Below are 15,681 nucleotides of genomic sequence, written 5' to 3' on the forward strand. Positions count from 1 at the left end.
ATCAGATGACGTTCAGGCGCTCCAGGAGGAAGAAGAAGGCGGCGGGCATGGGCGCCTCCCCGCACTCGCGCCGCACCCGCTCCCAGTCGACCTTCTCGCGCAGGGCACGCGCGATGGGCAGGGCCGCGCCGAAGTCGCAGTGGTGCTCGGAGAAGGCGGCGATCAGGCTCCACAGCAGGTCGGTCGGGGCCAGTACGGGCATGCGCACCGAGTCGACCGAGACCTCCTCCGCCCGCTCCAGCATGTCCGCGCCGACCGGCTGGTGCGCCAGCTCGAAGATGACGTCCACCGGCTGGCCGAAGCACGTGGCCTTGATCAGCCAGTCCTCCGGCGGACTGTAGACCGTCAGCCCGGCCTCGCGGAGCGTGGCCGCCACGGCCTCCGCGTCCTCGGGGCGGATGGCGAAGTCGACGTCGTGCTGGAGGTTCTTCTCGCCGCCGTGGGCGTAGGCGGCCACGCTCCCGGCGAGCGCGAACAGGTGCCCCTTGCGTTTCAGCACGGCACCGACCTGCTTGGCCGCCTCCAGGATCGCCTGGTTGCGGTCCAGAGGCAGCTCCTGGGGCGGCTCGTCGGCCTGCGGGTCCTGTGGTGGCGCGGGCGGCGCGGGCTCGGGCTGGTCCGGGGCCAGCCGGAAATCGGGGATTCCCGGTCGCCGGACGAGCGTCGCGTCATCACCGTTCTGCGTCATGACCACTCCATTCGCCGAACCGGGCACCCGCCGCCGCGCGGTGCCCGGACCCGTGACGGCCTGCGTGCCAGTCCTGAGTACCCGGAGCGGTCACGCCGACACGGGAGGTCTCCGAGGAGCGCCGGGGGCGCTTTCCCTGCGCCGGGAGCGAGGGCCTGTGCCGGTTGCGACGACTGTGTTGAGCCCCGCCGGGCGCGTTGAGTCGCGTCGGCCGCGTCCAGCCGCGAGGGCCGTGCTGGGTCGCGTCGGCTGCTCCGGGTTACGGCCCGCCGGGCCGAGCCGGTGACTGCATCGATCGATCTACCAGGGCGGCCGGGCTCTCCTCCCCGCGGCGGCCGGGGCGGACCACGTCCGGTGGCAGCCCCGGTCCGCCCTGGTGACGCTGGCATGGCACCGACGGCCCCGCCCCGCACGAAGGAGCCCTCCATGAACAAGCTGCCGTACGCCCTGCTCACCGCCCTGGCCGGGATGGTGCTCGCCGCGCCCGCGCACGCCGCGGCCCGCCCGGTGGACGTCACCGCGAGCCAGTGCATCGCCGGTGGCGGCTCGATCGTCATCTCCGCCGTGGGCGACGGATGGCAGTCGTACACCAAGCGCTGCATGGGGCGGCGTCCACGACGGCGAGACCGTCCTGCGGGTCGTCGACTGAGACCCGACGGGGCGCTCGGCCGGACACGACAAGCGCTCGCTCCAGCAAAGGCGGAATATGGGGCAGAGAGCTGGGAAACCGGTTGAAGCCGCTGGACACGCGCTTGTGGAGGTCGCCATGAACCAGGAGACATCACGTTCGCCCGATCTTCCGCAGCCGTTGCGGGCCGTCGCCTCGGGGCTGAGGCATCTGCCGGGTGCGGAGCAGGTGGGCAAGGCGGCCGGAGACGCCCTGGACCGGATCGGCGCGGTGTCCCCGCGCGGCCGCCGGATGGCCGTCTACGCCGGTGCCGGAGTGCTCGGCGTGGCCGGAGTGGTGGAATGGCCGGTGGCGCTGACCGGCGCGGCCGTCGCCTGGCTGACCCAGCCGAAGCCAGGACAGCGGCCAGACGGGGCGTCAGCGGGCGGCGGCACGCAGACCGCCGTCGGGACCCGTGAACGCCGCGCCGGCGTCCAGGCCAGGCCGGACGACGAGGGCACCTCCTCGTACGGCCCCGGCGACAAGCTCGCTGCCTCCCACTACCGGCACGACCCGCCGGAACACCACGTCCACGAACAGCCCGCCAAGGTGGGCGACACCGTCACCGCCTCCGCGCTGAAGCAGGTCGCCGAGGCCACCGCGCACCACGACCCGCACGGCGAGGAGCCGGACCGGGAGCAGGCCCAACGGCACGGACACGACAGCCGGCCCACCGGCTGAGTCGGGACAACAGGAGATGCTCATACGCTTCGACGCCGCCCCGCTCGTCGGGGCCATGGCCGGGGCGGCGGCAGGCGCCGCCCGCAGCACCGCCCAGGGCGTGACGTCCGCCTACGACACCACGCGGCGCGTCCGCAACGTCGCGCGCAACGCCCTGTCCGGCGGCCGGCAGTGGAAGGCGGGGCAGCGCGTCCACATCGCCCTGCGGCGGCCCGACGGCGAGATCGGCGGCATCGCCCGCAAGGTCGCCGGGGAACTGCTCGACCACCCGGACGTCATCGCGGCGTACTGGGACGAGGGACTGTCCCGTCTGGTGATCACCGTGGCCGAGGACGCCGTCACCGACCGGGTCAGCGAGCGGGCCACCGCGCTCGCCACCCGCCTCGGCCTGGCCGAGGGCGCCGACCCGGAGACCGAGGAGACCACCCACCCCGGCGACCCCGGCGAGGTGCGCCACACCGCGGCGGCGATCCTGCTGGACGCCGCCGGCGCCGCCGGTGCCCTCGCCGGCCGGTCCCTGCGCCTGCCGCCCACCTCACGCATCGTCACCGCCACCGTCACACTGCTACGGGAGAACCCCCGCTTCCGGGCCCTGCTCCAGCAGCGCTTCGGCACCCACGGCATGGAACTCGTCCTCGCCGCCGCCAACGCCGCCGCACACGGCGTCGGCCAGACCCCGCTGGCGCTCGTGCTCGACGGTGTGCTGCGCGGCACCCAGCTGACCGAGGCGGTGGCCAGGGCCGCGGCCTTCGAGGCACTGCACGACGACATCTGCCACGAGCAGCGCACCAGCCTGCCCTGCCCCCCGGACACCCGGCCGCCGCTCAAGGTGACGCCCGCCCAGGAGTACGCCTCCCATGCCAGCACCGGCAGCCTCGCCGGCGCCGCCGCCACCCTCCTCGTCACACACAACGCTGGGGAAGCGGCCGAAGCCGTCCTCGCCGGATCCCCCAAGGCGGCCCGGTACGGACCGGCCGCCTTCAGCGCGACGCTGGGCACCTTCCTCGCGCGGGCCGGGATCCTCGCGCTCAGCGGGGAGCGCCTGCGCCAGCTGGAGATCGCCGACGCCCTCGTCCTGCACGCCGACGCCCTGCGCAGCCGGCGGCAGGACGCCGAACGCGACGCGGACGGGCTGCCCGACGACCCGGTCCATCCCTTCGCCGAGGCCGTCCTCGACGCCGCCCGCCGGGCAGGACTGCACGTCGTGATCGCCGGCGGCTCCGACCTGAGGGACATCACCCGGCTCGCCGACGAGGTCGCCCCGGGCGCCAAGCCGTTCGGCGACGTCGTACGGGCCCTCCAGGACGACGGGCACGTCGTGGTGACCGTCGCCCGCCTCGACGGATCCGCCGACGGGCACGTCGCGGCCGGACTGCCCGCCGGCGACGTGGCGATCGCCCTCACCGACGACCGCGCGGCCGTCTCCTGGGGCGCCGACGCGCTGGCCCCGGGCGGACTCGCCGACGTCTGGCGGCTGCTCACGGCGATCCCGGCGGCCCGGCGCGTCGGACGCCGCTCGCAGACCCTGGCCCGCGCGGGGGCGGCCCTCTCGGGGCTCCTGGTCGCACGCGGCGGACAGCCCCCGGGCCGCAGGCTCCTGTGGCCCCTCACCCGGCACGCCCCGGTCAACATCGCGGCCGCGAACGCCCTGCTCGCGGGCTGGATCGAAGCCGCCCGGGTGGCCCGGGCCACCCCGCCCCCGCCCCGGCTGCACATCCCCTGGCACGCCCTGGAACCCCACGAGGCCCGCGACCGGCTCGGACGCCCCGACCCCGACGTCGAGCCCACCGGGCTCGCCCTGGTCGCCGACCGCTCGCGGCACCACGCCGCTCGCGTCGGCCGCCACCCGGCCATGGCCCCCGTCCGCTGGACCTGGCAGGCCGCCGGCGCCGTACGCCGCGAACTCGACGATCCGCTCACCCCCGTCCTGGCCACGGGCGCCGTCGCCTCGGCGCTGCTCGGCTCGCTCGTCGACGCGCTGCTGGTCGTCGGAGCCATGGACCTCAACGCCGTGACCGGCGGACTCCAGCGGCTGCGCGCCGAACAGGCACTGGCCCGGCTGGCCGCCCGGCAGCAGCCCAAGGCCCGCAAGCGGGACGGCCGCAGGCGCACCGTCACCGTCGACGCGGCCCGGCTGCGGCCCGGCGACGAGATCACCCTCGGCGCCGGCGACGTCGTGCCCGCCGACGCCCGGCTGCTCGACGTCGACGGTCTCGAGGTCGACGAGTCGGCGCTCACCGGGGAGTCCCTGCCGGTCACCAAGACCGTCGAGGCCACCCCTGGCCTGCCGGTGGCCCAGCGCACCTGCATGGTGTTCGAGGGCACCACCGTCGTGGCCGGACGCGCCACCGCCCTCGTCGTCGACACCGGCGACCAGACCGAGGCGGGCCGCGCCGTCACGCTCGCCGCCCGCACCCCGCCGCCCGCCGGCGTACAGGCCCGGCTCCAGGAACTGACCCGCAAGGCACTGCCGGTGACCTTCACCGGCGGCGCGGCCGTGACCGGGCTGTCCCTGCTGCGCGGCAGCCCCGTACGACGCGCCGTCAGCGGCGGCGTCGCCGTCGCGGTCGCCGCCGTACCGGAGGGACTCCCGCTCGTCGCGACGGTCGCGCAGATGGCCGCCGCCCGCCGGCTGTCCCGGCGCGGCGTCCTGGTCCGCACCCCGCGCACCCTGGAGGCGCTCGGCCGCGTCGACACCGTCTGCTTCGACAAGACCGGCACCCTCACCGAGAACACACTGCGCCTGGTCCGCGTCGCCACCGCCGACGGCACCGTCCTGCCCGTGGAGTCCGAACAGGCCGAACCGCTCCTGCGCCTGGCCGCCCGCGCCTGCCCGCAGGAGGAGACGGGCCAGGGCCGCCGGGTCGCGCACGCCACCGACGAGGCCGTCCTCGACGTCGCCCCGCCCGACGAGGGCTGGACACCGACCGGCGAGCTGCCCTTCGAGACGCGGCGAGGCTACGCCGCGGCGGTCGGCCGCGACGGCGACCCGGACTTCGGCGAACTCCTCGTCGTCAAGGGCGCCCCGGAGACGATCCTGCCCGCCTGCCGGGACCTCCCCGACGGCACGACCGACACCGCCCACGAACTGGCGGGACAGGGACTGCGCGTCCTCGCCGTCGCCCGGCGCCCCTGCCGGGCCGGCGACGCCGACGCCGAACTCGACGCGCCGCTCGCGGACCTCGAGTTCAGCGGGTTCGTCGCCCTCGCCGACGTCCCCCGCGAGACCTCGCACGCCCTGCTCGCGTCACTGCGCCGCTCCGGAATCCTGCCCGTCATGCTCACCGGCGACCACCCGGAGACCGCCCGCGCCATCGCCCTGCAACTGGGCTGGCCGGAGGAGACCGAGGTGGTGACCGGCGACGAACTGGTCGCCATGGAGCGCCGCGAACGCGTGCGGGTGCTGCGCGGCGCGGGCGTCATCGCCCGGGTCGCACCCGAGCAGAAACTGCACGTCGTGGAGGCCCTGCAGCAGGCCGGGCGGGTCGTGGCGATGGCCGGCGACGGCGCCAACGACGCCGCCGCCATCCGCGCCGCCGACGTCGGGGTCGGCGTCGAGGCCCGCGGCTCCGCTGCCGCCCGCAACGCCGCCGACCTGGTACTCACCTCCGGCGACCTGTCCGTCCTGGTGGACGCCGTCGCCGAGGGCCGCGCCCTGTGGCGCAGCGTCGCCGACGCGGTGAGCATCCTCATCGGCGGCAACGCCGGCGAGGTCGGCTTCAGTGTCCTCGGCACCCTGCTGGCAGGCGCCTCGCCCCTGTCGACGCGTCAGCTGCTGCTGGTCAACCTGCTCACCGACATGTTCCCGGCCATGGCGGTGGCGGTCACGCCGAGCGACGACCCCTCGACGGCGGAGCACGCCGCGACCGGCCCGATGAGTCTCGACGTCCTCGGCGCGCCGCTGCTGCGTTCCATCCGGCGCCGGGGCGTCACCACCTGCCTCGGCGCGGTCACGGCGTACCTCATCGGCCGCCTCACCCCCGGCACCGAACGACGGTCCACCACCATGGCCCTGTGCGGTGTGGTCGGTGCCCAGCTCGTGCAGACCCTCTCCGGCCGGCGCCACAGCCCGCTGGTGTGGGTCACGGCCCTCGGCTCCGCCGCCGTACTCGCCGCCCTCGTCCAGACGCCCGGCGTCAGCCACTTCTTCGGCTGCACCCCGCTGGGCCCCGTGGGCTTGGCCGGCGTGGCCCTGGCCATCGCCCTCTCGGCCCTGGCCCCGCGCCTGGAACGCCTCCAGGCGGTCCACACCCTCTACGAGGCCGCGGCACGACTCGCCCTGCGCCTCAACGACCTGACCCAGCAGGCCCGGGAACGGCTCCAGAGCGGGACCGCCCGGCCGGCGGCGGCGTAGCGGGCGAAGACAGAAGGCGGCCGCCACCACGATCAGTGGTGGCGGCCGCCGTTCTCGCTGATCACACCTCGCCGCGCCAGGCCCCGGTCTCCGTCCCACGGGCCTCCATGAACTGCTTGAACCGCCGCAGATCACCGGAGACCTGCCGCTTCACGAACCCGAGCTTGTCGCCCACGGTCTCGGCCACGCCGCTGGGGTCGAACTCCATCTGGAGCATGACCTTGGTCGTGTCGTCCTGGATCCGGTGGAAGGTGACCACACCGGCCTGCCGGGCCTCGCCGTTCACGGTGGTCCAGGCGACGCGCTCGTCGGGGATCTGCTCGGTGATCTCCGCGTCGAACTCCCGCTCCTGGCCGCCGACCTTGGTCACCCAGTGCGTCAGGGTGTCGGTGCGCTGCTCGATGCGCTCCACGCCGTCCATGAACTGGGGGAAGTCCTCGAACTGCGTCCACTGGTTGTACGCGGTGTGCACCGGGACGCGGACCTCGATGGATTCCTCTACCTGTGACAAGGGGATACCTCTCTTTCTCGTACGGAGAACGACGGACGGGTACCAGCTCTGGCGCGAGGCACTCATGGTCGTCACGACTTGTAAGGTCGGGTGCCGTGGCCACCTTGCTGATCGTCCATCACACGCCCTCGCCGAACTGCCAGGCGATGTTCGAAGCCGTCGTCTCCGGGGCGAGCGACCCCGAGATCGAGGGCGTCCGGACCGTCCGCGTGCCGGCGCTGTCCGCCACCGCCTCCGACGTCCTCGCCGCCGACGGCTACCTCCTCGGCACCCCCGCGAACCTCGGCTACATGTCCGGAGCCCTCAAGCACTTCTTCGACCAGGTCTACTACCCCTGCCTCGACGCGACCCGCGGCCGGCCCTTCGGGTACTTCGTGCACGGCGGCAACGACGTCACCGGAGCCGTGCGGGGCATCGAGTCGATCACGACGGGCCTCGGCTGGCGCCGCGCCGCCGAGGCCGTGACCGTGACCGGCGAGCCCGGCAAGGACGACCTCGAGAAGTGCTGGGAACTGGGCGCCACGGTCGCCGCCGGACTCATGGGCTGAACGGCTCAGGTCCCTTCCATGCGGCGCCGGTCCTGTTCGTCCCACGCCCGGGTGTCACGCGGCTGCGTGTACGGCTCCGCCTCGGGCGGATGACCACCGGCGATGGCCCGCTGCCGGACCGTCTCGGCGTCGAACTCCAGGCCCAGCAGGATCGCCAGGTTGGTGATCCACAGCCACACCAGGAAGACGATGACGCCGGCCATCGTGCCGTAGGTCTTGTTGTACGAGGCGAAGTTGGCCACGTAGACCGCGAAGCCGGCCGACGCGATCATCCAGATCAGCAGAGCCAGCAGACTGCCCGGCGTGATCCAGCGGAACCCCTTCACCTTGGCGTTCGGGGTCGCCCAGTACAGGATCGCGATCATGATCGTGACCAGCACCACCAGAGCGGGCCACTTCGCGATCGACCACACCGTCAGCGCGGTGTCCCCGATCCCGAGCGCGGTTCCGGCCTGCCGGGCCAGCGCGCCCGTGAAGACCACGATCAGCGCGCTGATCACGGCCAGCACCATCAGCACGACCGTCACGGCCACCCGCACCGGCAGCAGCTTCCACACCGGCCGGCCCTCGGGCATGTCGTAGACGGCGTTGGCGGAGCGGATGAACGCCGCCACGTAGCCGGACGCCGACCACACCGCGAGGACGAGACCGACGACCGCCATCAGCGAGCCGATACCGGCGTTGCCCTGCAACTGCTCGACGGCCCTGGTGATGATGTTGCGCGCCGAGCCGGGGGCGAACTGCTGGACGTTGTCGAGCACCTTGTCCGTGGTCGACTTGCCGGTGATGCCCAGCAGCGACACCAGCACCAGCAGCGCCGGGAACAGCGCCAGCACCCCGTAGTACGTGAGAGCGGCCGCCCGGTCGGCCAGCTCGTCGTCCTTGAACTCCCGCAGGCTCCCCTTCAGCACCGCACCCCACGACTTCCGGGGGAGCTCACTCGGGCTGTCCGGCGCGGCCCGCTCCACTTCGGGCCCGGGCCCGGGCTCCTCCTCCGGCCGTGGAGCGGGCCTTTCCGCGGCCGGAGCGGCAGCCCGGTCCGGGGCGGAGTCCTGAGGCGGAGCCTCGCTCGCGTGATGTTCTTTTCGTCCCGGAATATGCAGCTTCACCATGGGGGCCGGGTAACCCCGAGCCGCGCAGTTAAGCCGCGCTCGCCGGAGACCATCCGTGGCCGGCTCGCCCTGCAGTGCTCCCGGCGGCTCCAGCCTCTCCGACCCGATTGCGGGAGCGCTCCCAGCACGGGCACGATGCCGCCATGACCACGCCCTTCATCCGCCCGTACCGCTCCGAGGACCGTCCGGCCCTCGACGACATCTGCGTCCGCACCGCGTACAACGGCCAGGACAGCCGCCCCCACTACACGGACCCCGGCGTCTTTCCGGTCACCTTCGCGGCTCCGTACGTCCATCTGGAGCCGGACCTGGCCTTCGTGCTGGACGACGGGCATGGGCAGGCGGTCGGCTACATCCTCGGCACGGCGGGCACCGCGCGCTTCGCCGAGGCCTTCCGCAACAGGTGGCTGCCGCTGGTCGCCGGCCGCTACCCGGAACCGCCCCATCCGCCGCGCACCCCGGACGAGACGATCGCCCGCCTGCTGCACCACCCCGAACGGATGGTGGCCCCCGAACTGGCCGCCTACCCCGCCCACCTGCACATCGACCTGCTGCCCGAGTGGCAGGGGCGCGGCCACGGCCGCCGCCTGATGCGGACGTTCCTGGCGACCCTCCAGGACAGGGGAGTGCCGGCCGTCCACCTGGCCATGGCGACCGCCAACACCCGGGCCAGGGCCTTCTACGACCGCATGGGCTTCCATGAGCTCGACGTCCCCGGCGGCGGCTCGGCCACCTATCTGGGCCGCACCACGAAGGAACTCGACCGGCTCTGAAAGAACCCTCCGTCGAACGCGTCGAACGCGTCGAACGCATTGAACGCGCCAGGAGACACGGAAGTGGCGCAATCGCACATTGCCGACTCCGGGCATCGGGCGCAATCTTTGCTTGCGGGAGCGCTCCCACGCACGCGCTCCCGCACCCCCACGGAACGACATGCAGAGCACCACACCCCCACATCCGAAAGAAGGAGATCATGGATTGTCATGGTCATGACCGCAGGCTTCGTTCCCGCCTGACGCTCGCCCTGAGTGTCCTGGTCGCCGCGCTGCTCAGCCTCATCCCCTGGAGCGGCACCGCCGTCGCCCACGGCTCGGTCGTCGACCCGGCCTCCCGCAACTACGGCTGCTGGCTGCGCTGGGGCAGCGACTTCCAGAACCCCGCGATGGCACAGCAGGACCCCATGTGCTGGCAGGCGTGGCAGGACAACCCCAACGCCATGTGGAACTGGAACGGCCTGTACCGCAACGGCTCGGCCGGCAACTTCCAGGCCGTGGTCCCCGACGGCCAGCTGTGCAGCGGCGGACGCACCGAGGGTGGCCGGTACAACTCCCTCGACACGGTCGGCGCCTGGAAGACGACCGACATCGGCGCCAACTTCACCGTGAAGCTCTACGACCAGGCCAGCCACGGCGCCGACTACTTCCTGGTGTACGTCACACGGCAGGGCTTCGACCCCACCACCCAGCCGCTGACCTGGAACGACCTCCGGCTCGTCGCACGCACCGGCAAGTACGCGCCGAGCCAGAACTACGAGATCCCCGTGAGCACGTCGGGCCTGACCGGCCGGCACGTCGTCTACACGGTCTGGCAGGCGTCGCACATGGACCAGACCTACTTCCTGTGCAGTGATGTGAACTTCCGCTGACCTGCGGTTCCCCGCCGGTCCACGGGACCGGCGGGGTTCGGGTGTTCGGCGGCTTGATGAGAGTTCTCCGAAAATTTTCGCAAGACGTGAACGCGCCGGTGCTCGCGTACGTATGGGGCGAGGGGATTTTCATGCCCGGTACGCCACAAGCGCAGGAGAGCACCCTTGGGACGCAACACGCGAAGACGCCCTACCGGCCCGCGACGCGCGACCTTCGCCGCATTCGCACTGATCCTCGGCGGAGGCGGCCTGATGGCGGCGAACGTCTACGCCTCGGCCACGGACGGCGGTTCGGGCTCTGACTCCGCCCAGACGCGGTCCGGTACGGGGGTCGGGACCGCGGGCTCCACGATCGACTGCCCGGACGTCGGCAGCAAGCTGACCTCGGTCCCCGAACAGGCGCGGGGGGAGGTCGACAAGGAACTCGCCCTCCTGGACGAGCAGATCGCCAAGGCCTACCAGCGGCTGAGCGAGTCCGCGCAGCAGGTGCGGCAGGACTCCGGCTTCGCCGACAGCGCGATCATGAACCCGCTGAAGGACAAGCGGGCAGCGGCTCTTGAGCGCATCGCGATCGCCATCGACCGCGTGGGGGACCGCCCCGAAGGGCTCGACGCCCTCGCCGCCTGCACCGTACGGGACTCCGGCAACCAGGCCCCCGCGCAGGGCGAGGGCCAGGACGGCGACGGCGGCCAACAGCCCGGCCAGGAGCAGGGCGACGGTCAGGAGCAGGGCGACGGCCAGGACGGGGGCGCTCAGGGCGGCAATGGCGGACAGGCGGGCAACGGCCCCGTCGCCGCCGACTTCGCGCCCATCACCAGCGTCCAGCCCAACGCCGGCAGCCCCCGACAGGGGACGAAAGCCTCCCGGGGCTCCTTCGCCACCGATTGCGGCGTGAACGAGAACGGCCTGTTCAACTCCGACAACATCATCGCCGCCCCGGGCGTCACCAACGGCGCCCACCACTTCCACGACTACGTCGGAAACCAGGCCAACAACGCCTTCGCCAGCGACCAGGACCTCGTTGACGCCAAGACCAGTTGCGTCGACCAGGGCGACAAGTCCTCCTACTACTGGCCTGTGTTGCGTCTGCAGAACGGCGCCCAGGAGCAGGACGCCAAGTCGCCCGGCGGCGGCATCGAGGGCAACGCCGGCGAGATCGTCACGCCGAAGCAGGTCACGCTGACCTTCGTGGGGAACCCGCGCGGCAAGGTCACCGCCATGCCGCGGCTGCTGCGCATCATCACCGGTGACGCCAAGTCGTTCGTCAACGGCCCGGCCAACGCCAACGCCTCCTGGAGCTGCACGGGCTTCGAGGACCGGCAGCTGAAGGACAAGTACCCGCTGTGCCCGCAGGGCAGCGACGTGGTGCGCACCTTCAAGTTCCAGAGCTGCTGGGACGGCCGCAACATCGACAGCGCCAACCACCGTACGCACGTGGCGTTCACGGACGCCGCCGGCAACTGCCCGTCCGGCTTCCGGCCCATCCCGCAGCTGGTCCAGCGCATCGTCTACGACGTCGACGCGCCGAGCCTCAAGGACGGCGGCCGTACGACACCGCTGTTCGCGGTGGACTCCTTCCCGGAGCAGCTGCACAAGCCGGTCACGGACCACGGCGACTTCATCAACGTCTTCGACGAGGACCTGATGCGGGAGATGGCCGACTGCATCAACGACGGCCGCACATGCGGCGCCGGAGCGGAAGCCGGGCCGGGCGACACCCCGGGAGAGGAGCCGCAGGAGCAGCCGACGAAGACCCCCGAGGCCCCGCAGGAGCAGCCCACCCGCACCCCGGACGCCCCGCAGGACGGCAACGCCGGCGGGAAGCCCGGCGACACGGGCGACGGCGGGAAGGGCGACGGCGACGGCGGGAAGGGCGAGGCCGCCAAGCCGCCGGCGACGAACAAGCCGGCCCCCGAGCCGGAGCAGTCGCAGCAGCCGGAGCAGGGCGGCTCGCCCACGGCCGCGCCGAGCACCGACGCACCGGAGGTGTTCGCGACGCCCACGCCCGACGGCGGCACCGCGAACGCCGGTGAGCAGGGCGGCGCGAAGGACGACGCCGGCGAGGACACGGAGGACGGCCTCGGCCGGTCCCAGGCCGTCGGAACGGCGACCAGCGCCGCTCCCACCCCGTCGCTCCCGTCCCGGACCGAGCCCCAGGCGGTCGGCAGCGGCGGCCTCGCCGACACCGGCGCCCAGCTCTGGCCGGCCGCGGCGGGCGCCGTCCTGGTCATCGCGGGCTTCGTCGTCCTGCGCCGCGTCCGGCGAGGCTGAGAGGCAGTACCGGCACGACCGGCGAACGGCGGCGGGATCCGGCCCGGATCCCGCCGCCGTTGCTCGTTCCCGGTCATCCGCCACCCTTCGACGGCCGCCGAACCGACCACCCTCTAGCGTGATCCCATGAACATCACCAGGAACGCCGGACCCGGCGGAGCGGCATTGTGACGCCGGGCGAGATGGCGGCCGTGTTCGCCGCCGGCATGGGCGCGGGCGCCGTCAACGCCGTCGTCGGCTCGGGCACGCTGATCACTTTCCCGGTCCTGCTCGCCACCGGCCTGTCCCCGGTCACCGCCACGGTGTCCAACGGGCTCGGTCTGGTCCCCGGCTCCATCAGCGCGGCGATCGGCTACCGCGAGGAACTCCGCGGGCAGCGACGCCGCGTCCTGCTGCTCGCCATCGGCGCCGCGCTGGGCGGCCTGGCGGGCGCCGTCCTGCTGCTGACCCTGCCCGCATCGGCCTTCGAGCGGATCGTGCCGGTCCTCGTGAGTCTCGCCCTCGTCCTGGTCGCCTGCCAGCCCCTGATCTCCCGATGGGTGCGCCGCCGTCGCCCGGCAGGCGGCCCCGCCCGTCGTGACGGCGGCCCGCTGCTGTTCACCGGCCTGACCCTCGCCAGCGTCTACGGCGGCTACTTCTCCGCCGCGCAGGGCATCATCTACGTCTCCCTGATGGGCGTGCTGCTGGAGGACACGCTCCAGCGGCTCAACGCCGTCAAGAACGTGCTGGCCGCCGTCGTCAACACCGTCGCCGCAGTGCTCTTCCTCTTCTTCGCGGACTTCGACTGGACGGCCGTCCTGCTCATCGCCGTGGGCTCCGCGCTGGGCGGTGTGATCGGAGCCAGGACGGGCCGCCGCTTCAGCCCCGCCGTCCTGCGCACCCTGATCGTGTCGGTCGGCACCGTCGCCCTGGTCAACCTGGTGCTCCACTGACACCCACCGCCTACGCCCGTCCCCCCTCGGCGTCGATGTGCGGCAGCACCCGATCCAGCCACCTCGGGGCCCACCAGGCGTGCCGCCCCAGCAGCGTCATCACGGCCGGCACCATAAGCAGGCGTACGACCGTGGCGTCGATGAGCACGCTGACGGCCAGCCCCAGCCCCAGCATCTTGACCACGATGCTGTCGCTGATGATGAACGCCGCGAACACGCTCACCATGATCAGCGCGGCGCAGGTGATGACCCGGGCCGTGATCTCCAGGGCGTGCGCGACCGAGTCCTTCGCGTCCCCGGTGCGCAACCACGCCTCGTGGACCCGGGACAACAGGAAGATCTCGTAGTCCATGCTGAGACCGAAGATGATGGCGAACATCATCATCGGCACATAGCTCTCGATGGGCACCGTGCCGTTCACGCCGAGGGCGGGACCGCCCCAGCCCCACTGGAACACCGCGACGACCACGCCGTACGAGGCGGTGATGGACAGGACGTTGAGGACGGCGGCCTTCACGGCGACGAGCAGCCCCCGGAACACGGCCAGGATGATCAGGAACGCCAGGGCCACCACGACGGCGATGATCACCGGCAGCCGGGCGGCGACGATGTCCAGGAAGTCGACCTGCGCCGCCGTCGTGCCCGTGACGTACCCCTTGGCGTCCGTGCCCTGGACGGCGTCCGGCAGCGTGTCGTCGACCAGACGGTTGGCCAGGTCCGTGGTCGTGGCGCTCTGCGGGGACGACGTCGAGTAGACCGTGCCGATCAGGACGTCGCCGTCCTGGGTGGGAGTCAGAGAGGTGACGACGGCGGCGTCTTCGGCCTTGTCGAGCGTCTGCTGGGCCTTCGAGGCCAGATCGGAGCGCTGCGAGTCCGGCACGTCCGTCTGGTCGACGACCACGGTCAGCGGACCGTTGGACCCGGGCCCGAACGCGTCGGTCATCAGGTCGTACGCCCGCCGGTCGGTGAAGGACGTCGGGTCGGCGCCGTCACCGATGTGGCCGAGCCGGATGGACAGCACCGGGATCGCCAGGACGACGATCAGCGCGACACCCGCCGCCAGGAACCACAGCGGCCTGCGCTCCACCCGCTGTGCGTACCGGTGCCAGGTGCCCTGGGGTGCGTCACCCGCCCCGGCTTCGGTCTCGGCGACCGGGCGGCGCACCCGGTAGCGGTCGATGTGCCGGCCGAGGAGCCCGAGCAGCGCCGGGACCAGGGTGAGCGCGCCGGCGACGGCCGAGACGACCGTGACGGCGGCGGCGACCCCGAGCTTGGCGATGAAGGAGACGCCCGACGCGGACAGGCCCGCCAGCGCGATGATCACGGTGCAGCCGGAGACGAGGACGGCGCGGCCGCTGGTGGCGGCCGCCTGCCCGGCGGCCCGCACCGGGTCCGCCCCGTCGATGAGGTTCTGCCGGTGACGGGTGATCAGGAACAGGGCGTAGTCGATCCCGACACCGAGGCCGATCATCGTGGCCAGCGTCGGTGAGACGGTCGCGAAGGTGAACGCGGCGGCCAGCAGCCCGAGGATCGCCAGACCGGCGACGACGCTGATCAGCGCGGTCAGCAGCGGGACACCGGCGGCGATCACGCTCCCGAACCCGATCAGCAGTACGACGACGGCCACGCCGAACCCGATCAGCTCGCTCACCCGGTCGTCGGCGGCCGGCCGGGCGAGCTCGCCGAGCGGCCCGCCGTACTCCACCTCCGCTCCGGCCGAACGCAGCGGCTGTACGGCGTCGTCGACCCCGTTCAGATAGTCGTCGCCGAGGGTCGACGGCTGCACGTCGAAGCGGACGGTGATGTAGGCCGTCTTCCCGTCGTCCGACAACGGCCCCACGTTCTGCTGCGACTGACCGGAGGACGAGCCCGGGGCGGAGAGCGGGTTCTGGGCCGACAGGACGTGCGGCAGCTTCTCCAGGTCGGCGACCGTGGTGGACATCTGGGAGCTCAGAGAGGTCAGGGACTGCCCGTCGTCGTGCAGCACGATCTGGCTGCTGTAGCCGCCGGCCTGCGGATCGTGCTTCTGGAGTACGTCCAGACCCTTCTGCGACTGCGCCTGGGGCAGGGTGAAGTTGTCGGAGTACGTGCCCCCGACCGACCGGCTGACGACCTGGAGAGCCACCAGTGCCACGAGCCAGGCGACGATGACGACCACGAAGTGGTGCGCGCACCACTCGCCCAGCCTTCGCAGCAGCCCCGCACGCGCGGCCTTCTCGTCCTCTTCACCGGTGCGGGTGTGCGGCATGGACATGAACTCCTGTGGGGGCCG

General features: G+C 72.6%; 12 protein-coding genes. 8 read left to right on the forward strand and 4 right to left on the reverse strand.

The genetic code is table 11. The features are described 5' to 3' along the window. Nucleotide 1: 1 nt before the first annotated feature. Entirely contained in the window at nt 2–688 is a 687-nt protein-coding gene (locus QF034_RS40290) for a nucleotidyltransferase family protein (RefSeq protein WP_307179596.1), read from the reverse strand. A gap of 426 nt (nt 689–1,114) precedes the next feature. Here QF034_RS40290 and QF034_RS40295 point away from each other — a divergent pair, with 426 nt between their 5' ends. The 3 genes from QF034_RS40295 to QF034_RS40305 are packed head-to-tail and all read left to right on the forward strand — an operon-like array spanning nt 1,115 to nt 6,390. After that, on the forward strand, nt 1,115–1,423 hold the full coding sequence (locus QF034_RS40295; RefSeq protein ID WP_307179597.1) for a hypothetical protein: 309 nt from the start codon (nt 1,115–1,117) through the stop codon (nt 1,421–1,423). A 31-nt stretch (nt 1,424–1,454) separates the two neighbouring features. Continuing rightward, a complete protein-coding gene (locus QF034_RS40300; protein WP_307179598.1) occupies nt 1,455–2,036 on the forward strand; it encodes a hypothetical protein in 582 nt (193 codons plus the stop codon). Nucleotides 2,037–2,052: 16 nt separating this feature from the next. Beyond that, entirely contained in the window at nt 2,053–6,390 is a 4,338-nt protein-coding gene (locus tag QF034_RS40305) for a cation-translocating P-type ATPase (protein WP_307179599.1), read from the forward strand. A gap of 61 nt (nt 6,391–6,451) precedes the next feature. Here QF034_RS40305 and QF034_RS40310 read toward each other — a convergent pair whose 3' ends face one another. Beyond that, a complete protein-coding gene (locus tag QF034_RS40310) occupies nt 6,452–6,901 on the reverse strand; it encodes an SRPBCC family protein (RefSeq protein ID WP_150484885.1) in 450 nt (149 codons plus the stop codon). A 95-nt stretch (nt 6,902–6,996) separates the two neighbouring features. On the opposite strand from QF034_RS40310, the gene QF034_RS40315 reads away from it, so the two are divergent. Next, nucleotides 6,997–7,449 (forward strand): flavodoxin family protein, encoded by a 453-nt coding sequence (locus QF034_RS40315; RefSeq protein WP_307179600.1) that lies wholly within the window; start codon nt 6,997–6,999, stop codon nt 7,447–7,449. A 5-nt stretch (nt 7,450–7,454) separates the two neighbouring features. Here the strand turns inward: QF034_RS40315 and QF034_RS40320 are convergent, their stop codons facing one another. Continuing rightward, the gene (locus QF034_RS40320; RefSeq protein ID WP_307179601.1) at nt 7,455–8,561 is read right to left on the reverse strand and encodes a YihY/virulence factor BrkB family protein; all 1,107 of its coding nucleotides are present in this window, start codon (nt 8,559–8,561) and stop codon (nt 7,455–7,457) included. Between the two features lie 143 nt (nt 8,562–8,704). Here QF034_RS40320 and QF034_RS40325 point away from each other — a divergent pair, with 143 nt between their 5' ends. The 4 genes from QF034_RS40325 (at nt 8,705) to QF034_RS40340 (ending at nt 13,409) form a co-directional block, all read left to right on the forward strand. After that, complete coding sequence (locus tag QF034_RS40325; RefSeq protein ID WP_307179602.1) at nt 8,705–9,334, forward strand: GNAT family N-acetyltransferase; 630 nt, start codon at nt 8,705–8,707, stop codon at nt 9,332–9,334. 200 nt (nt 9,335–9,534) lie between these two features. Further along, nucleotides 9,535–10,206: a lytic polysaccharide monooxygenase auxiliary activity family 9 protein gene (locus QF034_RS40330; protein WP_307179603.1), complete on the forward strand. Its 672-nt coding sequence runs from the start codon at nt 9,535–9,537 to the stop codon at nt 10,204–10,206. 252 nt (nt 10,207–10,458) lie between these two features. Further along, nucleotides 10,459–12,477 (forward strand): DUF1996 domain-containing protein, encoded by a 2,019-nt coding sequence (locus QF034_RS40335; RefSeq protein ID WP_307180097.1) that lies wholly within the window; start codon nt 10,459–10,461, stop codon nt 12,475–12,477. Nucleotides 12,478–12,659: 182 nt separating this feature from the next. Beyond that, nucleotides 12,660–13,409 (forward strand): sulfite exporter TauE/SafE family protein, encoded by a 750-nt coding sequence (locus QF034_RS40340; RefSeq protein ID WP_370880990.1) that lies wholly within the window; start codon nt 12,660–12,662, stop codon nt 13,407–13,409. Between the two features lie 10 nt (nt 13,410–13,419). On the opposite strand, the gene QF034_RS40345 is transcribed toward QF034_RS40340, so the two are convergent. Next, nucleotides 13,420–15,657, reverse strand: coding sequence for an MMPL family transporter (locus tag QF034_RS40345; protein ID WP_307179605.1), 2,238 nt, complete (start codon nt 15,655–15,657; stop codon nt 13,420–13,422). Between the last annotated feature and the right edge of the window lie 24 nt (nt 15,658–15,681).

This window comes from Streptomyces africanus (assembly GCF_030816955.1).
Taxonomy (GTDB): Bacteria; Actinomycetota; Actinomycetes; order Streptomycetales; family Streptomycetaceae; genus Streptomyces; species Streptomyces africanus.